At 34.1% G+C, this 24,965-nt stretch carries 21 protein-coding genes; 7 read left to right on the top strand and 14 right to left on the bottom strand.

Features of this window, described 5'->3' with window-relative positions:
* Positions 1 to 8: 8 nt before the first annotated feature.
* Entirely contained in the window at positions 9 to 644 is a 636-nt protein-coding gene (udk, locus tag FP435_RS01770) for a uridine kinase (RefSeq protein WP_265484054.1), read from the top strand.
* Between the two features lie 99 nt (positions 645 to 743).
* Here udk and FP435_RS01765 read toward each other — a convergent pair whose 3' ends face one another.
* The 7 genes from FP435_RS01765 to FP435_RS01735 form a co-directional block, all read right to left on the bottom strand.
* Positions 744 to 1,400, bottom strand: coding sequence for an amino acid ABC transporter permease (locus tag FP435_RS01765; RefSeq protein WP_265484053.1), 657 nt, complete (start codon positions 1,398 to 1,400; stop codon positions 744 to 746).
* A 21-nt stretch (positions 1,401 to 1,421) separates the two neighbouring features.
* The gene (locus FP435_RS01760; RefSeq protein ID WP_265484052.1) at positions 1,422 to 2,063 is read right to left on the bottom strand and encodes an amino acid ABC transporter permease; all 642 of its coding nucleotides are present in this window, start codon (positions 2,061 to 2,063) and stop codon (positions 1,422 to 1,424) included.
* 14 nt (positions 2,064 to 2,077) lie between these two features.
* A complete protein-coding gene (locus tag FP435_RS01755; protein WP_265484051.1) occupies positions 2,078 to 2,884 on the bottom strand; it encodes a transporter substrate-binding domain-containing protein in 807 nt (268 codons plus the stop codon).
* Between the two features lies 1 nt (position 2,885).
* Positions 2,886 to 3,635 carry an amino acid ABC transporter ATP-binding protein gene (locus FP435_RS01750; protein ID WP_265484049.1) on the bottom strand — a complete coding sequence of 250 codons (750 nt, stop codon included), beginning with the start codon at positions 3,633 to 3,635 and terminating at the stop codon, positions 2,886 to 2,888.
* Positions 3,636 to 3,786: 151 nt separating this feature from the next.
* Positions 3,787 to 4,551 carry a transporter substrate-binding domain-containing protein gene (locus FP435_RS01745; protein WP_265484620.1) on the bottom strand — a complete coding sequence of 255 codons (765 nt, stop codon included), beginning with the start codon at positions 4,549 to 4,551 and terminating at the stop codon, positions 3,787 to 3,789.
* 110 nt (positions 4,552 to 4,661) lie between these two features.
* The gene (locus FP435_RS01740; protein ID WP_265484048.1) at positions 4,662 to 5,105 is read right to left on the bottom strand and encodes a MarR family transcriptional regulator; all 444 of its coding nucleotides are present in this window, start codon (positions 5,103 to 5,105) and stop codon (positions 4,662 to 4,664) included.
* A 262-nt stretch (positions 5,106 to 5,367) separates the two neighbouring features.
* Positions 5,368 to 6,426, bottom strand: a complete 1,059-nt coding sequence (locus tag FP435_RS01735; RefSeq protein WP_265484047.1) for an LLM class flavin-dependent oxidoreductase — start codon at positions 6,424 to 6,426, stop codon at positions 5,368 to 5,370.
* A 316-nt stretch (positions 6,427 to 6,742) separates the two neighbouring features.
* On the opposite strand from FP435_RS01735, the gene FP435_RS01730 reads away from it, so the two are divergent.
* A complete protein-coding gene (locus tag FP435_RS01730; RefSeq protein ID WP_265484046.1) occupies positions 6,743 to 8,176 on the top strand; it encodes a basic amino acid/polyamine antiporter in 1,434 nt (477 codons plus the stop codon).
* 19 nt (positions 8,177 to 8,195) lie between these two features.
* Entirely contained in the window at positions 8,196 to 9,482 is a 1,287-nt protein-coding gene (locus FP435_RS01725; RefSeq protein ID WP_265484045.1) for a phosphatidylserine decarboxylase family protein, read from the top strand.
* A gap of 72 nt (positions 9,483 to 9,554) precedes the next feature.
* Here FP435_RS01725 and FP435_RS01720 read toward each other — a convergent pair whose 3' ends face one another.
* Together FP435_RS01720 and FP435_RS01715 are read right to left on the bottom strand one after the other, a co-directional pair.
* The gene (locus tag FP435_RS01720) at positions 9,555 to 10,421 is read right to left on the bottom strand and encodes an aldo/keto reductase (RefSeq protein ID WP_265484044.1); all 867 of its coding nucleotides are present in this window, start codon (positions 10,419 to 10,421) and stop codon (positions 9,555 to 9,557) included.
* A gap of 68 nt (positions 10,422 to 10,489) precedes the next feature.
* Positions 10,490 to 10,900 (bottom strand): hypothetical protein, encoded by a 411-nt coding sequence (locus FP435_RS01715; RefSeq protein ID WP_265484043.1) that lies wholly within the window; start codon positions 10,898 to 10,900, stop codon positions 10,490 to 10,492.
* 224 nt (positions 10,901 to 11,124) lie between these two features.
* Between FP435_RS01715 and FP435_RS01710 the strand changes: the two genes are divergently transcribed.
* The gene (locus FP435_RS01710) at positions 11,125 to 12,330 is read left to right on the top strand and encodes a multidrug efflux MFS transporter (protein WP_265484042.1); all 1,206 of its coding nucleotides are present in this window, start codon (positions 11,125 to 11,127) and stop codon (positions 12,328 to 12,330) included.
* Positions 12,331 to 12,435: 105 nt separating this feature from the next.
* On the opposite strand, the gene FP435_RS01705 is transcribed toward FP435_RS01710, so the two are convergent.
* The 4 genes from FP435_RS01705 to FP435_RS01690 form a co-directional block, all read right to left on the bottom strand.
* A complete protein-coding gene (locus tag FP435_RS01705; RefSeq protein ID WP_265484041.1) occupies positions 12,436 to 13,911 on the bottom strand; it encodes a glycoside hydrolase family 1 protein in 1,476 nt (491 codons plus the stop codon).
* 21 nt (positions 13,912 to 13,932) lie between these two features.
* A complete protein-coding gene (locus tag FP435_RS01700; protein WP_265484040.1) occupies positions 13,933 to 15,912 on the bottom strand; it encodes a beta-glucoside-specific PTS transporter subunit IIABC in 1,980 nt (659 codons plus the stop codon).
* Between the two features lie 114 nt (positions 15,913 to 16,026).
* Positions 16,027 to 16,866 carry a PRD domain-containing protein gene (locus FP435_RS01695; RefSeq protein ID WP_265484039.1) on the bottom strand — a complete coding sequence of 280 codons (840 nt, stop codon included), beginning with the start codon at positions 16,864 to 16,866 and terminating at the stop codon, positions 16,027 to 16,029.
* Between the two features lie 209 nt (positions 16,867 to 17,075).
* On the bottom strand, positions 17,076 to 18,425 hold the full coding sequence (locus FP435_RS01690; protein WP_265484038.1) for an APC family permease: 1,350 nt from the start codon (positions 18,423 to 18,425) through the stop codon (positions 17,076 to 17,078).
* Between the two features lie 464 nt (positions 18,426 to 18,889).
* Between FP435_RS01690 and FP435_RS01685 the strand changes: the two genes are divergently transcribed.
* The 3 genes from FP435_RS01685 to FP435_RS01675 are packed head-to-tail and all read left to right on the top strand — an operon-like array spanning position 18,890 to position 23,360.
* Positions 18,890 to 20,530, top strand: coding sequence for an APC family permease (locus FP435_RS01685; protein ID WP_265484037.1), 1,641 nt, complete (start codon positions 18,890 to 18,892; stop codon positions 20,528 to 20,530).
* Positions 20,531 to 20,570: 40 nt separating this feature from the next.
* A complete protein-coding gene (locus FP435_RS01680; RefSeq protein WP_265484036.1) occupies positions 20,571 to 21,902 on the top strand; it encodes a C1 family peptidase in 1,332 nt (443 codons plus the stop codon).
* 33 nt (positions 21,903 to 21,935) lie between these two features.
* A complete protein-coding gene (locus FP435_RS01675) occupies positions 21,936 to 23,360 on the top strand; it encodes a C69 family dipeptidase (RefSeq protein ID WP_265484035.1) in 1,425 nt (474 codons plus the stop codon).
* A 76-nt stretch (positions 23,361 to 23,436) separates the two neighbouring features.
* Here the strand turns inward: FP435_RS01675 and FP435_RS01670 are convergent, their stop codons facing one another.
* Positions 23,437 to 24,903, bottom strand: a complete 1,467-nt coding sequence (locus tag FP435_RS01670; RefSeq protein WP_265484034.1) for an MFS transporter — start codon at positions 24,901 to 24,903, stop codon at positions 23,437 to 23,439.
* Positions 24,904 to 24,965 lie beyond the last annotated feature (62 nt).

Here is a 24,965-nt window from a genome sequence, read left to right as displayed (position 1 = left end):
GTTGCCCAATGCAAAAAAATAAACAACCCATTGTAATTGGAATCGCTGGTGGATCAGGTAGTGGTAAAACTACTATTGCTCACGAAATCTATGAAAGATTACATCAAAATGATCATATGTTGATTTTGACACAAGATTCTTACTACAAAAATAACGATAATCTTTCTATGGCAGAACGCCAAAAGATTAACTATGATCATCCAGATGCTTTTGACATGCCATTACTAACTAAACAACTTAAGCAACTAATGAATCGTCAGGCTATTGAAATGCCAGTTTATGATTTTACTGCTCACACTCGCAGTAAAGAAACTGTTCATACTGAGCCAGCTGATATTATCATCTTAGAAGGAATTTTAGTTCTATCTGATAAACAACTTCGCGACTTAATGAGCATTAAGATTTTTGTTGATACTGACGATGACATTCGGTTTATTCGTCGGCTAGAACGTGATACCCAAGAACGTGGACGAACAATGGATTCAGTCATTACGCAATACTTAGCAACAGTTAAGCCAATGTATCACCAATTTTTGGAACCAACTAAACGTTACGCTGATATCATTGTTCCTGAAGGTGGAGAAAATGATGTCGCAATTGATATGTTAACCACTAAACTTCGTTCTGTTTTGGCAAATAAATAATCAATACAAAAAAAGCTTTAGCTAATTTTCAAGTACCTCATAATTGTTTAGATCTCAATCTAGCGAGTATGAGGTATTTTTATAACTAAAGCTTTCTTTTTAATTGTTGTATTTCTTTTGTAAATGGCTTGCAAAAATTGAAAGTGAGAAACAAACCACAAAATACATTACTGAGATAATCAAATACATTGGAATTAAATAAGTAGTATTTTGACTATAGATTATTTGTGCGTGGAATAATAATTCTGGCAATACAATAATCGTTGCAAGTGAAGTATCTTTTACTAAGGAAACAAATTGTGATAATAGTGCTGGAATCATTTTATGAAGTGCTTGCGGTAATATCACATGATACATCGCCTGCATATATGTCATCCCATTAGAGCGAGCACCTTCCATTTGTCCTTGAGGAACAGCATTAATACCACTTCTTACAATTTCAGCTAACATTGCCCCTTCAAAAATTACCAACGCAATAATTGAAGCTACTGTAGGATTAGTAATAATTCCTAATTCTGGTAAGCCAAAATAAGTAAAGAAGATTATTAATAATAGAGGTAGATTTCTGATTATATCAATACAAAAACCAACTATTGGAGATAGGATCTTGACATTCATATTTCGGACAAAACCTAATACTAGCCCCACTACAAAACTAAGAACAATTGAAATTAATGAAACATAAATTGTCACCCATAAACCTTGCAAAAGGAAACGAATGTCAACCCATGAATACGCGTGTATAAAGTTTTCCATTTATTTTTTCCTTTCTATAAGTTATCGAGACAATTTCTTTTCCAAGTGACGCATATAATAACTTAAAGGTAAAGTTAAAACTAAGTAAAATAGTCCAACTACAATGTAAGTATTAATCGTTTGGAAAGATGACAACGCAATTACATCTGCTTGATACATTAAGTCAAAGCCGGCCACAAAGGCTAACACAGATGAATTCTTAATCAAGTTGACAAATTGGTTTCCTAAAGGAGGAATTACAATTTTCATTGCTTGTGGCAAAATCACATAACGCATTGCTTGAGTATAAGTCATCCCGTTGGAGCGAGCACCTTCCATTTGTCCTTCACCAACTGAATTAATTCCTGATCTTACAGTTTCCGCAATGAATGCTGAAGTGTAAAGAGTTAATCCGATTGTTCCAGCCACAAATCCAGAAATCTTAACCCAAAATTGTGGAATTACCAAATAAAATACCATTGTAATAACTAATAAAGGGATATTACGAAATAATTCAATGTAGATTCTTGCAATTACTCTTCCAAATTTTGGTGGAGCTACTTCCAAAAGTGCAAATCCAACTCCTAAAATCAAACTGAAAAATAAGGCAATTATACTACACAAAATTGTATTCCAAAATCCATTTAGGAATTCAGACCAATGGTTTATTAGGATATTTATCATTCATTTTCAACTCCTTAATACTCAATTCCTGCTACATTACCGAACCATTTTTTAGATATTTTCTGATAAGTTCCATCCTTTTTTAATTCATTGAGTGCACTATTTAAATGCTCAAGTAATTGAGGTTGTCCCTTGTCTACAGCCATTCCATATGGTTCATGAGTAAATGTTCCCCCAACTAACTTATAACCTGGATTTTCTGCGGCAATTCCCGCTAAAATTCCGTTATCAGTTGTCATTGCTTGGCCCTGACCGGCTTTTAATGCAGTAAAGGCTTGACCATAATCATCATATTCTAATACTTTAGCCTTGGGAGCGAATTTAGCCACATTTTCTACAGCAGTTGTTCCTTTAACAGCTAAAACTGTCTTTCCATTTAATTGCCGAATATTTTTAATCTTGGAATTCTTAGGCACTAAAAGGGCTTGGCCTGCTGGAAAATAGGGTTTAGTAAAGTCTACCTGCTTTTGTCTTTCAGGTGTTATTGTCATTGTTGCCAAAATAATATCAATATTTCCATTCCTTAATAATGGAATACGAGTTTTAGGACTTGTTTGAACAAACTTCGCTTTCCCCTTTTTACCTAACATTTGCTTGGTAAGAGCCTTGGCAAGATCAATTTCAAATCCTTCAATTTTTCCAGTTTTTGTACTCATTAATCCAAACAAACGAGTATCAGCTCGAACTCCCCAAGTAATGGTTTTCGTCTGTTGAATTTTTTTATAAACATTTTGTTTGCGGCTACTTTTTCCACATGCGGTTAAAGCTAATAAAAATAATGCTAAAAAACTTAACATTAAAAATCGATATTTTTTCTTCATATTAGCCACCTAATTTTTCAGTAATTACTTTACTTAAGAATTGGCGAGCGCGTTCACTTTTTGGATGTTCAAAAAATTCTTCTGGTTTTTCATCTTCAATAATTTGACCTTTATCAAAGAAAATTAATCGATCACCAACTTGACGTGCAAAGCCCATTTCATGCGTTACTACTACCATCGTTAACCCCTGATCAGCCACAAATTTCATTACATCTAATACATCCTGGATCATTTCAGGGTCAAGAGCACTTGTTGGTTCATCAAATAAAATTACCTTTGGACTCATTGCAAGTGAACGAGCAATTGCAACACGTTGCTTCTGTCCACCAGAGAGTTGCTTAGGGTAGTAATCTGCCTTATCTTCAAGACCCACTTTTTTGAGTAAGTCCATTGCCATTTGCTTATTTTCTGCATCTGGACGTTTAAGTACAATCTTCGGAGCTAAAGTAATATTTTCAAGCACAGTATGATTTTCATATAAGTTAAAGTGTTGAAATACCATTCCTACATCCTTACGAATGTCATTTAAGTCAGTTTTTTTATTGGCAATGTTTTTTCCAGTGACAATTAGTTCACCTGAATTAATTTTTTCTAATCCATTCATTGTTCTTATTAAAGTACTTTTTCCTGAACCAGAAGGACCAATAATACTTACAACCTGACCTTCTTCAATGGATAGATTAATATTTTTTAAAGCATGAAGTTTACCATAATATTTATTTACATCTTTAAATTCAATAATCGCAGCCATGCTTGCGCTCCTCTCATGTTATTATATGTTCTTATTCTAAACTAAATTTCAACTTTTTGCTTAAAAAGGATCATTTTATTTAAAAATAGCCTATTTGTTACGTAAAAAAGTCTTAAAATACTTTTTAATCAATAAATTGTTCGAGTTTTAACTATTCTTTCTCTGCAGCTTTGATATCAAACCCAGAAATATTACCAAACCATTTTCTTACGAGACGATCATAAGTCCCATCTTTTCTTAGAGACTGTAGGGCTTGATTGATTTTATCTAAAAATTTTGTCTGTCCTTTATTAACTGCAATTCCGTATGGTTCACTAGTAAAAGTCCCTCCTACTAGCTTATAACCCGAACTTTCCTTCGCTAACCCGGCTAAAATCCCACTATCACTGGTTAAGGCCTTTCCTTGTCCTGCCTTTAAAGCAGTGAAAGCTTGGCCGTAATCATCATACTCAAGAGTTTTAGCCTTAGGAGCAAACTTCTTTATATTAGCTACAGCAGTTGTCCCCTTTACAGCTAGTACAACTACGCCTTTTTTATTTAAGTCCTTGACTGACTTAATATTTGATGTTTTTGGAACTAACAATGACTGACCAGCTTGAAAATAAGGCTTGGAGAAACTGACCTCTTTTTTTCTTTCTGGAGTTATAGTCATTGCTGCTAAAACTGCATCAATATTTCCATTCTTCAATAGAGGAATTTTAGTCTTAGTGGTGGTTTGAATAAATTCTGCTTTACCCTGACTGCCAAGTATTTTTTTAGTTAAGGCATTAGCTAAATCAATTTCAAATCCTTCAATTTTTCCATCTTTGATACTCATCAATCCAAATAATCTTGTATCAGCCTTTACCCCCCAAACAATCTTATCCGATTCTGTTACTTCTTGCTTTACACTTTTTCTCCCACAAGCACTCAACATTAGAAAAAAAGAACATAAAAAAGCTAACAGTAAAATTTTTCTTCCCTGTTTTTTCACTTTAAATTCTCTCCTTTAAATAAATTATTTTCCACTTATTACTTATTAACTATTTAATCTTCTTTACTTTCATCTTTTAATAACTTTAGAAAGATATTGCGCCATTCTTCCATTAATGATGTAAGTTGTTCCATCTTTTTAACTCCCATTATCTGAGCAGTTTTTGACTCTAAATCAAGTAGTGGTTCCAATAATTTTTCTGCATACTTCTCTCCTTCTTCTGTTAGCCTGCATGATTTTACACGGCTATCTTTCTTTAAGGGCACTAAATAAAGATACCCTTGCTCTTTTAAGAGATGAATTCCTTTATTAATTGATTGTTTAGGGTAGCTGGATAATGCTACTAATTCTCGCTGGCTTAGCTTCTTTTTAAGAAGTAGCTCATGCAAGATAAAAATTAAATATCCAGGTAAATTAACTTTTTCATACCACTTTTCATAAGCTTTACTTGCTCGAATAATTAATGTATTTAACTTTTCAATTTCTTGATTTAGCATCATCGCACCTCTTTCAGTTAGTCCACACATGTACCTTATATTAATATAATAGTATCTACAGAGACTATTGTCAATAAAAAACGCATTCCGACTTAACTCAGAATGCATTCTAAATTTTATTTTAATTTACTTCTGTCAACTCAAAAGCAGTTTTTCCTTTTTGAAAACGAAGATATGAATTATTAATTATTATTGTTAAAAGATGTAATTGCAAACCTAACAAAAAATAATCCTTAGAATTAAGGAGTATTTTTTAGTAACATTAATTTTTCGAATTTATTTCTTTCACCGTCTGTGCCAAAAGCTCATAAGAATGGAAAAATGCTTGTTCATCAAATACCAGACTGTTAACAATAATTTCGTCGAAATCAACCTGAGCTTTTAAATTCATTAACTGTTGTTTAACTTCCTGCTTAGTTCCAACTAACGTTACGGCACCCATTCTCTCAACTACAGCTTTTTCTTGACCAATTAAGTCATCTGGATCAAATTTTATTGGTCCAAAGTGAGGACTGACTTTTCCTAATTTTTCTTCGCTATAGTTATCCCAAACCTCTTGGTTAGAAGCTACTGGTGGCTGTAATGTACTACTATTACCCAAAACAATATTTAAAAATGCTTGTGTCTGAGTAGTAACTAATTTTTTTGCTTCTTCATTGGTATCAGCTAGATAAGCATTTACTCCAATAATTACATAAGGTTTTGCCAAGTATTTTGAAGGTTTAAATTCTTGTCGATAAATTTTTACTGCATCAATTAACATTGCAGGTGCAAAATGGGATGCAAAAGCATAAGGCAAGCCTAACTTAGCAGCAAGGTGCGCACTATCCGTACTTGAACCCAAAATATAAAACGGTACATTTAAGTTTGCCGCAGGATATGCATGAACTTTATTCGTATCTTTAAAGTAACCTTCTAATTCCTTTACATCCTCTTCAAAGTTACTATCCAAATTCTTTCTACGTAGTGCTACTGCAGTTTGCATATCTGTACCAGGAGCTCTACCTAACCCTAAATCTACCCGATTTGGAAACATTGTCTCTAAAGTTCCAAATTGTTCAGCAACAACATAAGGACTGTGATTAGGTAACATAATACCACCTGAACCAACACGAATTTTTTTGGTTTTCGCTAAGGTTTCATCCATCAAGATAGTTGTCGCAGCACTAGCCATCCCCATAGCGTTATGGTGTTCTGCAATCCAATAACGTTCGTAACCCCAATCTTCTGCTTTTTGAGCTAACTGAATCATAACGTCAATTGCTTGGGCATAATTTTCCTTTTGCCTTAATGGAGCTAAATTTAAAATAGAATATTTCATAATTTTCACCTTGACTATAATAATATTTACAAAAATTTACTATCTTTTTACTTAGCATACCACTTACTTTTTCTTAGACAAAAAAATTACTCTTACATTTAAAAAATGCGCTTTCATTGCTTCCTATTCTAAATTCTCTAACACCTAATCTTCTATTTCGCCAATCTCTCTAATACTTATCATTTGCCTTGAAGAATTATCTAGGATTATTCTAGAATTGATTGTTGTTTCTGAGCGCTCATCCATAGTCCGAACTGATACATTAAAGTCCACTATTGGACAACAACAAATTTAGGGATTTTTAAGAGGAGAAAAAATGACGAAATCAAATAGTCGAAAAATTGGACTCTTTGGTTTAATTGCAATGGTTGTCGGAGCGATGATCGGTGGCGGAATTTTTGATATTCCCCAAAATATGGCTGCCTCATCTTCGCTAGGTGCCGTCATTATTGCATGGATTTTAACAGGAATTGGTATGATGGGATTGGCCTTTACCTTTAAGATCTTAGCCGAAGAACGTCCAGATTTAAATATTGGTATTTATTCCTATGCTCGTGCAGGCTTTGGGAGATACGTTGGATTCAACTCAGCTTGGGGTTATTGGATTGAAGCAATTACAGGAAATGTAGCTTATGCTGTGATGCTTAATGACTCATTTGGGCACTACTTTCCTGTTTTACTTAAACACCAATGGCCAACGGTTATTTTTGGAATTGTATTAATTTGGATTTATAATTTTTTGGTTCTTAACGGAGTTAAAGAAGCAAGTTTTGTTAATAATATTACTGTTGTGATCAAGTTCATCAGTTTAGCAGTTATCTTAGTGTGCATGTTTATCTTCTTCCGTTTCCCAACCTTCTTTTGGGGATTCTGGGGACAAGGATTACATTTAGGTAACTTTATGGAACAAGTTAAGGCTCCAATGTTGGTTACTTTGTGGTGCTTCATCGGTATCGAAGGGGCAGTTGTAATCTCAAACCATGCCAAAAACAAGTCTGATGTTGGTAAAGCAACCGTTATTGGTTATCTTACTTCTTTAGTTGCTTATGTCATGATTAGTATTGTAGCTTATGGTATTTATCACCAACCTCATCTTTCTAAGCTAACTGATCCTTCAACTGCTTACCTCATGAAAAACTTACTTGGTCCTTGGTTTGTTGACTTTGTAACTATTTCAGTAATTATTTCTGTAGGTGGTTCTTGGATTGCTTGGACTGTAATGATGGCCCAATTACCATACGCTGCAGCTAAAGGACATGTACTGCCTTCATTCTTTGCACATGAAAATAAGAAAAAAGTTCCTAGTGTTTCCTTATACATTTCTAGTATCTTAATGAGTCTATTTATGATATTAGTTGTCACCGCAAATAATGTTTATTTGGCAGCAATCGATATTACTGGTGTCTTAATTTTACCTTGTTACTTGTTAAGTTCAATGTATTTGTGGAAAATAGCGCAAAAGAAAGAAATCTTTAACGATAATCCTGCCAAACGCAATAAGAGTCTATTTGTAGGAATTCTATCTACAATTTATTGTCTCTGGCTTTTGTATGCTGCAGGATTAAACTACTTATTGATTTCTACAATTATCTATGCGGTTGGAATAATCTTCTTCTGGATTGCTCGAAAAGAAAATCCAGAAGGTGACAAGCATATTTTCACAAAATGGGAAGCTGTTTTAGCAATTATTTTATGTATTTTAGCAATTATTTCTATTTACTTGCTAATCACCAAGAAAGTTAGTTTCTAATTAAGGAAAGAAGAAAACTATGAAACAAAATGAAAAATTTAATGTTGGTCAATGGTTACCTAGTGATCAAGCCTTCTATGATAAATGGTTAAAAAAGGTTTTAAAAGAAGCTGAAGAAGAAGAAAATCAAAAGCTCCTTCCTCCTATTCAAGACTTCAAAGATTTAATTGAAGGGGATCAAACATTATGGAATCTATTCCATATGATGTTTGATGAAGTTCCACTAAAATATGAAAAAACTCCAATGGGAACTCCTGCTATTCATGACTACCGCCAAATGCTTCGTGCTTTAAATAGAATTATGCACCGTGCACCAGAATTTAACACAACTGGTTTAGTTGGATTCCCAATTAATGCAATTTTAGATTGGCCAATGGCTACTAAAGCAGGTTATGTTGCTTTCATGGATCCACGTGTTAACGAAAAGTTGCGTGCTATCTTAGATTACTGGGGCAAGTTTTTACAAGGACCTGATTCTACCTATGTCCTTAATCGTTCCAAAAATGGTTGGTTAAGTGATGAAGCTTTAAAGAGTATGGAAGATGCTGCTTATGGTGATAATTTTAGAACCATTTTCCAAACTCCTAATGATGACATTAACAATAACTTTGGCTTTAAATCTTGGGATGAATTTTTCACCCGAACATTTAATCCTGGAATCCGCCCTGTTGCTAACCCCGATGATTTAGATTCAATTGCCAACGCTTGTGAATCTGCACCTTACCGTATTGCACGTAACTTACCTAAACAATCTAAATTCTGGATTAAAGGTCAACCTTACTCATTAGTAGATTTACTTCATAATGATCCATTAACTGATCAATTTGTTGGTGGTACTTTATACCAAGCCTTCTTAAGTGCTTTGAGCTACCACAGATGGAATAGTCCAGTTAGCGGAAAGATTGTTAAAGCTTATAATCTTTATGGTTCATACTACTCAGAAACTCTTAACCAAGGATTTGCAAATCCAGATGGTCCAGACCCAGCTGCTCCAAATGATTCACAGGCTTATATTACTCAAACTGCTTCTCGTGCAGTTATCTTTATTGAAGCTGATAATCCTAAGATTGGTTTGATGGCCTTTGTAGCTGTAGGAATGGCTGAAGTTTCAGGTAATGAAATTACTGTTAAGGAAGGTCAACATGTTAATAAAGGTGACCAACTAGGAATTTTCCACTTTGGTGGTTCTACTCATGTTTTATTATTCAGACCTGGTGTCGATGTAGAATTTAACTTACATGGCCAAGAACCAAGTTTAGGTTCATCAAACATTAAAGTGCGTGATGAAATTGGACGTGTTAAGTAAAAATTAGATTATTAATTTTAAAACAAAAAAGTCTATCATTACTGATAGGCTTTTTTCATGTTTATAAATAAGCTACATTTTACCACCAAAGACTGGGAAAATACTTGCATCCCCGTAATCTAATGATTTCATCTTTTTTAAGATATCCATATCTTCTGACGTAATTTCAAAATCAATTTCACTGTTGGCTTTCATATGTTCTGGATTTGCAGATTTAGGAAGTACAACTGTATTCAATTGCCAATCATAGCGAATACACAATTGTGGTACTGAAACACCATATTTTTCTGCCATCTTAACAATTTCCGGATCTTTCATTGCTGCTCCATGAGCTACTGGTGAAAAGCTTTCTACTACTATGTCGTTATCTTGACTGTATTTGATCAAATCAAGCGGAGTCGCTGCAATATGACAAAGAATTTGATTAACCATTGGTTTAGTAGAAGAATTAATCATCAAATTATCTAAATCTTCTTTTTCAAATGAAGAAACCCCAATTGCACGCAACTTTCCTTCTTTCATTGCATCTTCTAAGGCACGCCAAGCTTCTAGGTTACCTTCAAAATGGCGATCAGTTGATTGATTTACTTCATTCCAAGGTTGAGGATTGTGGATAATCATCATATCTAAGTAATCCATTCTCATCTTTTGCAGTGTTTCATCAATTGAGGCCTTTGCATCTTTATAATTTTTAATGCCCGCCTCAACTTTAGAGTTGATAAAGATCTCATCCCGACCAATTCCACTCTTACGTACACCTTCACCTACACCCTCTTCATTACCATAAGCTTGCGCAGTATCAATATGGCGGTAACCAATTTTAATAGCCTCTTCAACAGCCTTAGGGGTTTGATCATTGGGAATTTCCCATACACCTAATGCTAAACGAGGAATTTTAACTCCATTATTTAAAGTATAAGTATCGTGAAAAATAGACATCTATCTCTTTTCCTTTCATAATCAATTTCACTTTTAGTTTAGCAAGATTAGTTTCAAAAGAGAAATACTTAATTCTTATTAACTTTCATAATTTTTAAGTATGGAAGGATTTTTCTCATACAGAAAAAGAAATAACTGATAATTACTATTATTACTTCAGATTTTATTGGTAATTCCAAAAAATATGGAGATTGCTTAATTACAACTAAGGTAGAAATTAGCGCTACTATAAGTAGACTTAGGCTAATCATCCATCCCAAAAATTCATTTATATATTTTGTCCACATATTTGGTAGACAACCCCATAACAGAACTAAAAATATTATTCCCGATAATAACTCAGATGTTACGGATGCTTTTGCATCATGTCCCAAATAAGCCAAAAAAATGATAGAGTGAATTGTAAAATAGCTACCAATTAAGAACCAACTAATGGTTGATACAATTTTTAAAGTAGTAAGAACTTCTCTTGCTTTCATGAATCCTTCTTTCCTATTTATTAATTCAATAATTTAATCAACATAATATTTTCTAACTATATAATTTTTTAAAGGGATATCATTGTATTATATGAAAGATTATTTTCCCCATTCTCCCAAAAATATTATCAATAATCCTATAATATCAATCTTTTCTTACTAAACCAACCTTTCTCAAAGTGCTACAATAGAAACTATCTTATTAATTAAGGAAGTTTTATTTTATGTCAAAATCACAAGCCCCAACCTGGAAACGTAACTTGCGAGTTCTTTCAGTTGCTGTTTTTATTGCAGGTATTGCATTTTCAGAAATTATGCCTTTCTTGCCACTTTATATCAATACCTTAGGGCATTTTACTCATGCTCAACTTAACTTTTGGTCAGGTTTTGTTTTTTCTGGCATTTACTTTGTCTCTGCAGTCGTCTCGCCTTGGTGGGGAAAACTTGCTGACAAAAAAGGCCGTAAGTTAATGATCTTACGAGCCTCACTAGGAATGGCAATTATTTTAGCTGCCATGGGACTAGTTACAAATGTTTGGCAATTATTCTTCCTAAGAATGACACAAGGATTTTTTGCAGGATTTGTTTCTAATTCAAATGCTTTAATTGCTACAGAAACTCCTAAAGAAAAATCAGGTCAAGCACTAGGGACAATGGCCTCTTCCTTTACAGCGGGTAACTTACTCGGGCCATTTGTTGGTGGTGCACTTGCTTCTGCTTTTAGTTATCGCATTACCTTCTTTATCACTGGTGCTTTACTGCTGATTGCATTTTTCTTATCATTATTTTTTGTTCATGAAGATGATTTCAAACCTATTACTGAAAAGAAACTTGAAAAAACTAGTGGGGTTATTCATGCATTACGCTCACCAATGTTGATTTTTGGTCTCTTATTAACCACCTTAATCATTCAAGCTGCTAATAATTCAATTAATCCAATTGTATCTCTCTACGTTGAACAATTAATGCACAACCATGGAAACGTAGTCTTTATTTCTGGAGTAATTGCTGCGTTGCCAGGGATTGCAACTTTCTTAGCTGCTTCAAGACTTGGAGCTTGGGGCGACAGAATTGGTACTCACAAAATTATTATTAGCGGATTTATTGGCGCTACTATTCTTTTCTTCTTCACTGCTTTTGTCCATAATACTTGGCAACTTGGAATTTTGCGCTTTTTAGTTGGCTTTACAGATGCTTGCCTATTTCCGCAAGTACAAACTCTCTTAACTAAAAATTCTCCAACACAAGTTACAGGACGTATCTTTTCCTGGAATCAAAGTGCAATGTACATTGGAAATATTGTGGGACCTCTTCTTGGTTCCACAGTAGCTGGTTTATCTAGCTATAGCATGGTATTCATTGTTACTGCAGGAATTGTCTTATTAAACTTAATTTTATTTAGAATTAATGTAGTTAAAAATTTAGGATAATAAAAAATCGCACCCCGATTGAATATCGGAATGCGATCATAAATCAAAGCTAATCAATAATATATCCTAGTTTTAGGGTACATCTAATTTTGAAAGTCTTTTTAATTAATCCAAATCCTTTCCTTGAGAATTAATTACTTTCTTATACCAATAGTAAGACTCTTTGGGGATTCTATCTAAAGACCCGTTACCTTCATCATCACGATCAACATAAATAAAGCCATAACGTTTTGACATTTGTCCTGTTCCTGCAGAAACCAAATCAATACATCCCCAAGTAGTATATCCAATTAAATCTACTCCATCATCAATTGCTTTTTGCATTGCCTTAATATGTTGACGAAGATAATCAATGCGATAATCATCATAAATTTTACCGTCTGCTGCAATTTTATCAATAGCACCTAAACCATTTTCAACTACCATCATTGGCAGATCATAACGATCATACATTACTTCCAGATAGTACTGTAATCCTGTTGGATCTGTCGCCCAACCCCACTCAGAATATTTTAAATATGGATTTTTAGCACCAGCTGAAAAGTTACCACTAACTTTATCTTCTACTTTGTGCTTGGTAATTACATTGCTCATGTAATAGGAAAAAGTATAAATATCAACTTTACCTTCAGCTAAATCCTTCTTGTCTTGTTCAGTAATATCCAAATGTACATTATGTTCATTCCAAAGACGCTTTGAATAAGTTGGGTATTTTCCTTTACATTGAACATCTCCACAATAATATATATTTTGTTCCATTACATGCCGAGTAGCCAAAACATCTTCTGGATCAGGAGTTAAAGGATAATCTACTACTCCACAAATCATATTTCCAACAATATTTTCTGAGTCAATTTCATGGGCTGCCTTAACTGCACGAGCTGACGCAACAAACTGATAGTGAAGCTTTTGATAAGCATGTTGATAAGCTTTATTATCAACTACATCATTTCCAAAGGAATTAAGCATTAATAAGGCAGAATTAATTTCGTTAAAAGTTAACCAGTACTTAACTAGTCCTTTGTATTTAATAAATAAAGTCTTAGCATACTTCACATAAAAATCAATCATTTTTCGATCTTGCCAATCATTATATTTTTCACTTAAATATAACGGATCTTCATAGTGAGAAATAGTTACAATAGGTTCAATTCCATATTTTTTGCATTCTTCAAAAACTCTGCGATAAAAGTCCAACCCTGCTTGATTAGGTTTTTCCTCATCACCTTTAGGAAAAATTCGTGTCCAAGCAATCGAAATTCTAAATGTTGTAAATCCCATTTCCGCAAATAATTTTATATCTTCTTTGTAACGATGATAAAAATCAATTGCTACATGATTTGGATAATATGCATTAGGATCAATTGTACCTACCGCACCTTTAGGTAACCCAGCTCCTGGTACTGCAGGGGTTTTCTCAAGTTTTCCATTTAACTTATAAGTTAAATATCTAGGCTCATTCAAACTTCCTGCTGTTGTAATATCAGTAACTGATAAACCTTTACCATCTACATCATATGCTCCTTCAATTTGATTAGCAGCAGTTGCGCCACCCCATAAAAAGTTCTTTGGAAATGTCATTTTTTTCTCCTTTAATTAATTTTAAGCTAATTTTTGTTGTCCAGATACTAGAATCTTTTTCTTATCATTACCTTGTAACACTATGATCTTTTCTCCAACTTTAACTTTACCATTAACAATCGGTGTGATTTCTTCATAATTTGAAGAATTAGTAATTACAATTGGAGTCGTTACTGTATAGCCTTCCTTTTCAATTGCAGGAATATCAAATTTGACTAATTTATCACCAGCCTTTACTTGCTGCCCTTTTTCTACTAAGGTTTTAAATCCTTTTCCTTGCAAGTTAACTGTATCCATGCCAATGTGCATTAATACTTCTGCACCATCTTTAGTTCTCATTCCAATTGCATGGCTAGTTGGAAAAGTCATGATAATTTCACCATCTGCTGGTGCGCAAAGTATTCCTTCAGTTGGCTTAATTGCCATTCCTTTTCCCATTGCACCACTTGAAAATACTTCATCCTTAACTTCAGAAAGAGCAATAGCTTCTCCATTAAGTGGGCTAATTAAACTAGTTGAAAGATTTGTAGTTGCAACTGCAGCTTTCGAAATCTCTTGAACTTTTTTAGCTTGCTTTTCATCGTAAGCTCGATCAACGTATTTTTTACCAAAAACAAGTTGTAAAATAAATCCGACAACAAATGCAACTACAGCTGCTAATACTACACCGGCAATTTGCATAGTTGAATTACCTTTAGGATTTACGTAACCTGGAATTGCAAAAATCCCCATTGATGGAATCATATAAAGAACTGAACCAAACGCACCAATAATTGCTCCACTTATTGCCCCACCAATACAACTTAAGACAAATGGTATTTTTCTTGGTAAAGTTACCCCATAAATTGCTGGTTCTGTAACACCGAATAATCCTGAAAAGAAAGCACCAATTGCGTTTTTCTTTAAGTTCGGATCCTTTGTTTGTTTAATAATTGCTAATACTACCCCAACTTGTGCGTAACAAACCATACAAGTTAATCCTAAAATTGGGTCGTATCCTAATGCAGCTAAATCTGTTGTAGCTACTGCAACAATGCCCCAGTGAATGCCAAAGATAACTAATACTTGCCATAACCCACCAATTAATAAACCAGCAATAATTGGACTGAAATGATAAATACTCGACATTACCGCACCAATTCCATCACCTAACCAAGTAGTTACAGGGCCAATTACGATAAATGCAACTGGTAAAGTAATCATCATAGTTACAACTGGTACAATAAAAGTCTTTATTACTGAAGGAACCCATTTATTTGCCCAATGTTCAATAATTGAGGCAAACCACACTGCAAAAATAATTGGTAACACAGTTGAAGTATAATTCATTGTTACAACTGGTATTCCTAAAAAGTTAGTATGAATTTCAGAAGCAAATGGTGTATTTGCAAAAAGTGTCCCTAAAACTGTCTTACTAGATGCCAACTGTACCATTGTTGGATAAGTTAGTACTGCACCGATTGCTAAGCCGATAAATTGGTTCATTTTAAATCTTCGTGCACAAGTAACTCCTAAAAAAATTGGTAAGAAATAAAAGATACTGTCACCAATTGCATAAAGAATTTGATAAGTACCCGATTTTATTGAAAGTAGCCCAATAACTCCAGCTAACACTACTAACCCTTTGATAATACCGCCGGCACTTAATGGTCCTAAGATATCAGTAAATATTCCAGAAATTAGTGAAATTGCCTTATCCATAAAACTTGAATCATCGTCGCTGTCGTCAGGCACCTGTCCACCATTAGGAAAACCACCTTCTTTTATTACCGCCTCATAAACATCGTTAACCTCGTTTCCAATGACAACTTGATATTGACCAGCAGCTTTTACGACAGTCACTACGCCATCAGTATCTTTAATAGCATCATCATTTGCCTTTTTTTCATCTTTTAATTTAAATCGAAGACGTGTAGTACAGTGAACCACACTATTTACGTTGTCTTTACCACCAACATTTTTTATGATGGACTTCGCTAAATTATTATAATTATTAGCCATTAACTTACTCCTTATAAAACAATAAAACCCAAGCTAGAATACAACAATGAAATTCATTACTGTATACTTAACTTGGGTTAATGCCATTTGTAACACACCTAAGAATGTATCAAACTATTTATTTTGTCGACTTGTTACTCGCCAAATATGTAATACTAAATAAAACTCATCATCTGGATTTAATTGCCAATCCATTTTTGCTTTTAAATAGACTGCTATCCGCTGTGCTGTTTGATATGCATGATTATATTTAACTTTCATAAAGCCCAGTAAAGAAGGATCAAGTTTTTCGGTGTCCGTCTTTTGCTTTCTAATTAATCGCACTAATAATGCTCTTAAATGCGTAATGAAGCGACTGTAATTAAAGGATTCCGTATCCAAAACTAATTGATAATCTAATTGAATAATATTGATAATTCCTGAAATTAAATTAGTAATTTCAACGGTTTCCTGAACTTGGGAATCATTAGAAGATGCATTCACTAAATGATAGGTCATTAAAATTGATTCACTTTGTGGCAGTTCAATTTTTAACTCTTGATTTATCAATTTGACTACCTTTTTAGCAATATCATATTCTCGTGGAAAAAGATTTTTTACTTCCCAACGGGTATTATTATCACTCAAATCTATATTATCTTTTACTCTCGTCAGAGCAAAATCAATATGATCTGCTAAAGCTAAGTATTGATAATCATTGAATTTTAAATCGAGCAAGGACTCAACCATTTTTACTACTTTATTGGTAACATCAAGAGTTGCAGCGCTAATTTCTTTAACCTGATCAAAACTTTTTTGATCATCAGCCGTAATAAAGCGTCTTTCAATTCTTGCTTCATCAACTTCGTCTCCCTTTTTGAGTCCAAAACCAATTCCTTTACCTAAAACCACTTCTTCTTTAGTGCCATCTTTGACAATGGCAGCACTATTATTCAATGTCTTTAAAAATTTCATTAACGATTCACCTAACAATTTTGTAAAAAATAAGCTAGCATAAATAAATAGTGCATTTTAAATACTACTTATTTATACTAGCTAGGACCTGATCGAATCAGTAATCTGCTTCTTTACAATTATTATCTTAGCAGTTAATGAAAGCGGTGTCAAGAATAATCAATAAAAGACTTAATGTTAGTTATCCACTCCTAACATTAAGTCTTTCACTATTTAGATACTGGATCCTCTGGCATTTCTTCCCCAGGATGAGGATCTTTTCTCTTTCGTCCTGAAAATAGGTAAAGTAAAGCTGCAGCAACTGCGACAACTAATCCTACTAAAATTGTTTTCCAAGTAAAGTTAAAGATTAAATAGCAAGATACTAATAATGCCAAAACAGGAATTATATATCCACCAGGTAATTTAAATCCTTTATTTGGATATTGACCTGTATGTTTAAATTTAATAACTGCAAAAATTGAAGGGACATATTGTACAAATGAAGCAAGTACAATACATGAGACTAAGAAAATATATGATTGAGTAATCAATCCTCCAGTCACAATAGCAGTCATAATAATTGCTACCCATGGAGCATCATATTTATTCTTTTTTCCTACCCATTCAGGAAGTAAATTATGTTCATGAGAAAGTGAAGAAATTAAAGAAGGGGTATTAAATGAGCAAGTAAATGCTACCCCAAAAATACTTAGGAGCATCCCCACAATAATTACAATATATCCCCATTCACCAACAGCTTTTTGGAAGGCATTTGCAATTGGAGTAGTATATGCACCCATCTTTGATCCTAAAATACCAATTCCTACTATTACAGTTAGTGTATAAAGAATAGTTACCGAAATCATTACTCCAATTAAAACCCGGGGAATATTTTTGGTCGGATTTTGCATTTGTCTAGCTGCGATTGGAATAAATGAAAAACCAGTAAATAAGTAGAATACTTCACTAAATGCAGCACCAAAATGCTTAAAAAATGGTCCTACTCCTGTAGTTGCAGCATGAGGAATAACTGGCGTAAAGTTAGCCCAATGCATAAAGAATGCCCCTACAACTATAAATAAGATAATTGTAAAAAGCTTTGCGGCTGCTGAAGCATTATCAATAAATTTAACTAATTTTCTTCCATAAAAATTAATAACTGAAAATAATACAATCAATCCAATTGCAGTCCAAATATAAATAGCTTCGTTTCTATAAGCAGGCACGAAACTCCTTAAAGTTGTCAAAAAGGCTACAACTTCTGCTGCATAAGTACAACAACCCAAAAACCAAGTAAATAACCCTAACTCATACCCTGCAAATCTCCCAAATGCAAAATATGAATACAGCCACGCTGCTCCTGAACCAGTAAAGCGACTTGATAAATCGGCATAACACAATGCAATCATGCTAATCGTGAATGCGGCACATAAAAGAACTACCACACTCATTAAGTCCATGTCATTGTAAATATATTGTGGTAGTAAAAAAGCACCTGATCCGATGATTCCGTTAATTCCTAAAAAGAATATCGAAATAAACGGTAATTTTTTTGCGGGCGCCCCACTTTTTCCCATTCTTACATCTTCTTTCTCAATTAATTTCTATCACTCTTAGCTTAAAGAGTTGAAAAACAAATTGCAAAAGATACGCCTTACTAGAAAATGATGCGTAAAATATTTTTTCTTACGGCATAATATAAGAAGTTATTTTTTCTATGCACTTTTTCACGTAAATTTCAAGTCTTTATTTTTGTAAAAAAATGAGATTTGTTCTAGAGTTAAAACCGAATCAACAAAGAAGTTCTTTGCTGATTAAGTTATAGGATTTTCTAATCAATGAGAAACTTGTAGGAATTATTTTATGTGACTCAGTCATTAAAACACTATATTTTGAAAACTAAGTAACTTTGAATTAAAGTTTATTTTTCCAACTCAATTATAGTTTTTAGTTAATAAATAAGAGTTAGTGCATTTGGCTATCCGCAAGATAATATTCAGGTACCTCATATTAGATTGAGTACAAGGAGTTGAATTTATTTATGGTTGAAAGTAAGACCAAACAAAAGAAAGTCTATATTTCTGTTTTGGCCCTAACCATGATGAATGTCTCCATGGTTGCAGGTTTAGCAAATGACGTTCAACAATCATTTTATGGACTTGCTTCAATTACTTATTTTGCAATCGGTGCAATTTGTTTCTTTATTCCAACAGCTTTAGTAGCTGCAGAACTTGCTACCGGTTGGAGTAACCGTGGAGGTATTTTCCGTTGGGTAGGTGAAGGACTAGGAAAAGGCTGGGCACTTACTTGTTTATTAATTTTATGGTTTGAAACTATGCTAAACTTCGGGATTGCGATGCCTAGTTTTACTGCGACAATCATGTTTTATACACCAAATTATGATGCAGCGGTAAAATTTGCTCAAAACCCACAACATGAAGTTTTAATTATGACTGGTTTCATCATCCTTTACTGGTTATTAACATTCCTTGCTACCAAGGGTGTTAAAGCTTTTGCTAACTTAGCAAAATATGGTGTTATTATCGGTAGTCTAATTCCATTAGCTGTAATGATTATCTTAGCTATCGTTTGGGTAGCTCAAGGCCACCAACCAGTAATTCCAATTACACCAAAGGGATTAATTCCTAAGTGGAATGGAATGGGAACACTAGCACTAGCTGCCGGAGTATTCTTCTCATATACAGGAATTGATATGAATGCTGCTCACATTAAGCAACTACGTAATCCTGAAAAAGAATTTCCAAAAGCTATGTTTATTTCAGTTATTTTAGCGTTCTTAATTTTCGTTGTTGGGACTGTAATTATTGCTATCATCATTCCAGAAAAGCAGATTAACATTCTTTATACTTTATATTCAGTATTTAGAATTTTAGGTTCTACTATTGGAATGCCATGGCTTTACATGGTCTTAGTTTGGGCCCTACTTTGCAACACCATTGCAATGGTTGTTACTAACATGGCTGGTCCTTCATTTATGTTAGGACAAGCTGGTGGTAGTGGATTCTTACCACACTGGTTCCAAAAGAAAAATAAGCACCACATGCCATCACGTTTAATGTACACTCAAATTGCTGGAATGACTGTAATTGCTTACCTAGTTAAATTAATTCCAAATGTTGAAGGATTTGTAATTTTACTTACTCAAACAATTACTGTTTTATACTTGTTCTACTATGTTTTAATGTTTACTGCATTTATCAAGCTACGTTACGACCAGCCTAACCGCCCTCGTTCATTCAAGATCCCTGGTGGAAAATTTGGTGCTTGGCTTGTCGGTGGAATTGGTATTATTTCATCAATTTTTGGGATTGTATTAGCAATTTATCCTCCAACACAGGTTAAATCAGAAGTTGGATCACCTATAGTTTATGTTTCAGTAATTTTAATCTTGGTTGCCGTAGTCTTAGGAATTTGCTTTATCCTTTACCAACTCTCTAAGCACCACAACTGGGTTGATCCTAACAATAAATTTGCACCTTTCACTTGGGAAATTGAAGGTCTTAAAAAACCAGGTAAGGTAACCTCAAACGTACCTACTACGGTGATGTCAAAAGACCAAAACCCAATGGGGATGCCAATTAAGCGGCCTTATAAGCCTGATGCTCAAGTTTCAGAAGCTGTCATTAAAGCTTCTGAAACACCAGATATTCCTAATAATTAATTAGGTTAGATTAGATTCATTTAAAGAAAAGAGATTCAAAATGACAAAAGATAATTTAAATCCAGAAGACTTAAACACTATGAGAACTGACTTCTTAGGTGAAGAAAAATACCGTAATACTCAAAATGCGGTTATGCAAAATGGTATTAAGAAGTCAATTACTAATCAAAGTGCAATTGAAAAACACCCATTCGAATTTTCAATTGATGTAGATTCAGATACTCCTTTAAATCAAAAGAAGTCTGGTCGTTGCTGGATGTTTTCAGCATTGAACTTTATTAGATACCATATTGAAAAAGAATATCATATCAAGGATATGAAACTTTCCACTTCTTACTTATTCTTTTACGACAAATTGGAAAAAGCTAACTACTTCTACCACAACATTTTAAAGACTGCTGATAAGCCAATGTCTGACCGCAAAGTTAGATGGTTATTAAAGACCCCTCAACAAGATGGTGGTGACTGGAGCCTATTAGTAAGCTTAATTGAAAAATACGGTATCGTTCCAATGTCTGCTATGGGTGAAACTGCTGTTAGTGCTAACACTCAAGAGTTAGACTTTATGTTTAACCGTAAGTTACAAAAAGATGCTATGAAATTAAGAGATTTAGCTAATGCAGATGCTTCTGACGAAAAAATTGCTAGCGTTTTACGTCAAATGAATTCAGAAAACTACAAGATTGTAGCTATTTCTTTAGGTACTCCTCCAGAAAAATTCACTTATTCTTACAGAGATAAAGATAATGAATTCCACACCACTGGTGAAGTTACTCCAATGGAATTCTTCAAGAAATTTGTCAACATTAACTTAGAAGACTACGTTGAAATCATGAACCTTCCAGGTCACGGCTACAAGTATGATCAAGTTTACGGCATTGAATCTTCTAAGAACATGGTTGATGGTATTGAAAACCGTTACCTTAATGTTTCAATGCACGAAATGGAAAAAATGGTTATCGAACAATTAAAAGATGACGAACCTGTTTGGTTTGGTTGTGATGTATTACAAGAATGGAACAACCCTACTGGTGCATTAATTACTGATGTTTATGACTGGGAACGTTCATTTGGTTCTACTTTAGGTCATGACAAGACTTTACGTTTTGACTATGGCGAAAGTTTACCAACTCACGCAATGCTTATTTCAGGTGTTGATATGCGTAATGACAAACCAGTTAACTGGAAGATCCAAAACTCTTGGGGTACTAAAGTTGGTCACAAAGGTTACTTCATTATGAGTAACGACTGGATGGAAAACTACACTTATGAAACAGTTGTTAACAAGAAGTACTTAACTAGCCACCAACTTAAGGCTTATGAAGAAGAACCTATTGTGCTTCCTTACTGGAACGCAATGAACCCAATCTAAAGATTGAGCTAACGATTAGAAAGAGATGATTAAATGGGCTGTACAACAGTCATTGTAGGAAAGCGTGCCAGTATCAATAATTCAACAATGATTGCAAGAAATTGTGATGCTGAACGTCCTGATGTCCCAGTAAAATGGGTTGTAGTTCCCGCTAAGAATGAAAAACAAACTTTTCACTCTTACGTAAGTGGTGCAGATATTCCTCTTCCTACGCATGCCCTTCGATACCAAATGGCTCCTTTTGTTAATTACAAAAAACATGGTCAATTTGGTGAATGTGGTATCAATAGTGCTAATGTTGCTATGAGTGCTACTGAAAGTATTTATGGTAATCCCCAAGTATTAGCTCTTGATCCTTTAGTAGCAACTGGTATTGGTGAAGATGCTTTATTAAGTATTGTTTTACCCTTTATTCACTCAGCACGTGAAGGTGTCGAATATCTGGGCAAACTAATTGCTAAATATGGTTCTCATGAAGGAAACGGTATTATTTTTAGCGATAAAGATGAAGTTTGGTACATGGAAATTCCTACCGGACATTATTGGGTTGCTAGCAAATTAGCTGATGATAAAGCTGCCGTTATTGCCAATCAAGTCTCTCAACAAGAAATTGACTTTGATGATTCAAGTCGCTTTCTTTGGGCTGATGGTATTCAAGAATTTGTTAAAAAGAATCACTTAAATCCTGATCCTGATACTTTTAACTTCCGTCGTATTTTCGGCACTTCTAATGCTCGCGACCGTGTTTACAATACTCCTCGCGTTTGGTTTGGACAAAATTACCTAGGTCACTTTGCTATTGCACCTGATAGTAATGATTTAGATTTCAGTTTTAAACCAAATCGTAAGCTCAAGCGTGAAGATGTAGCTTATGTGTTAAGTTCTCATTATAACGAAACCCAGTATGATCCGTTGGCTGTTAATACGCCAAAAGATGATCGAACAAAGTTCCGTCCTATCTCTATGGCTCGTTGCGCTGAGTCTCACATTCTTGAAATCCGTAGTGATGTCCCTGAAGAATATGCTGGTATTGCTTGGTTTAATTCTGCTCCAACTGCTTTTAATCCATACGTACCATTCTATTCCAATGCAAATGATACAGCTAGTGCCTACAATTCCACTAGTTTAACCTATGATAGTCAAAATGCTTATTGGTTATCTAGAACACTCGCTGCACTCATTCAGCCAAGTTATAATGAAATGAAGTCTCTTTTAATTGGCTTAGGTGGATTTTTACCTACAGCTGATCAATTAACAGATCAACTTGTCCATGATACAGATGCTGCTGCTTCTACTCTTTCAGGTCAAAAACTTACTCAATTTTTGACTCAAGCAAATGAGCAAAATGCAACCAAAGTCTTAAATCTTGCACATGAAACAGTTGGTAAGTTAGTTGATAAGGAGATGCACTTATCTCGTCTGTCATTCTCTATTAATACTGACAGATTACAAAACTAAACTTAAATTATTCTTACCTCTAATAAATTCCCATAAAAGGCGTATGCTTCTCCTCGCATACGCCTTTTTTCTTATCTTATTTATTTTTTAAATTATTTACTTTAAAGTTAAAGTAAAAATTAAAGATAGTTGCAATGATTAACAAGATAAACGATACAACCATAATTTCGTGAATTCCACCATGAAAAATTCTTCTCATTAATGGTAATAGATTTTGTGGCAAAGCACGGGCTGTCTTAGCATCACTTAATTCATTTAACATTCCCATCGTAATATGATGGTGCTGCGCCACTCCACGTTCTAGAGCCAAATTCATTATTACCCCATAAACAGCGGCCATTAAAGTTTGCGCTAAAATTCGAATTAAATATGAAGTGGAGGTAGCTGTCGCCATCTCTTTCCTTCCAGCATCGATTTGAACCTTTACCTGTAAAGCTACGAAAATAAAACCCACACCGATTCCTGAAAAAGTTCCAATAACCACTAAACTCCAAAGTGGTGTAGTAACTTTGGAAAAAAGTAGTCCCACCACTGAGATCATCATCGTAATAATTCCAATCATTACTAATGTGAAAGTGCGCAAATGCTCTTGAATTGAGGCTACTGTTTGGGAAGCTCCAATTTCAAAAATTGAATTTGGAATCAAAGTCATTCCTCCAGCTAGCGCTGACATTCCAAGTAAAGCTTGCGCCCACATTGGTAAATAAGTATTAACAGCAATAAATGCTCCCCAAGTAAAAGCAAAAAGTAGAAAATCTCCATTTAACGCCTTATTTTTAAAGATAGTTAGCGGAATAATTGGATTCTTAGCTTTTCCTTCAAAGTAAAAGAACATTCCTAAAATTATCAAGCTAATTACAATTAATCCGATTACTAGAGTATTAGAGGCCAGACCCAAAAGCTGAATTCCCATCAAAAAGGTTAGTAATCCTGCTACTAAGAACAAAGCTCCCCGAATATCAAAAACTGGCGTTGCTTTTGGCGTAACTGGCTTGTAAAAGATCAAACTAATGATGATTGCTAAAAGGCCAATTGGAATATTAATATAAAAAATCCAATGCCAAGAAAACGCATCTATTAACCAACCACCAATTAATGGACCCATAATTGCTGCCCCATTAAAGCTAGCAGTTAAATATCCTAAGACTTGAGTTCGCTTTTTAATATTAGGGAAAACAAACCCAACAATGATATAAGGTAATGATCCCATACCTCCTGCTCCAATTCCCATGAGCAAACGCGCTGCTAAAAAGAAATAAATATTTGGTGCAATCCCCTCTAAAGCTGACCCTACTACAAACAATACTAGGGAAATTTCAAAAGCTAACTTATTAGTAATTTTCTCTCCTATTTTGGTCCAAATTGGGATTGAAATCGACATTCCTAATAGAAAGATTGCTACAATCCAGCCCATAAACTGGATTCCATGGAGGGCTGACACAATTGCTGGAATTGCTGTATTGATAATTGTTCCATCAAGTCCTGCCATTACATTACCTAGCATTAACGCCACAGTTACCATCGTAATCTGTTTTTTATTCATTACATTCACAATTACTTACATTCCTTACTTATTATCCAAAAATTAATCCTCTCTTACTTTAA

Source organism: Lactobacillus sp. PV037, from assembly GCF_014522345.1.
GTDB lineage: Bacteria > Bacillota > Bacilli > Lactobacillales > Lactobacillaceae > Lactobacillus.
The sequence above is the reverse complement of the archived record's forward strand: the minus strand, read 5'-3'. Positions and strand labels throughout refer to the sequence as shown.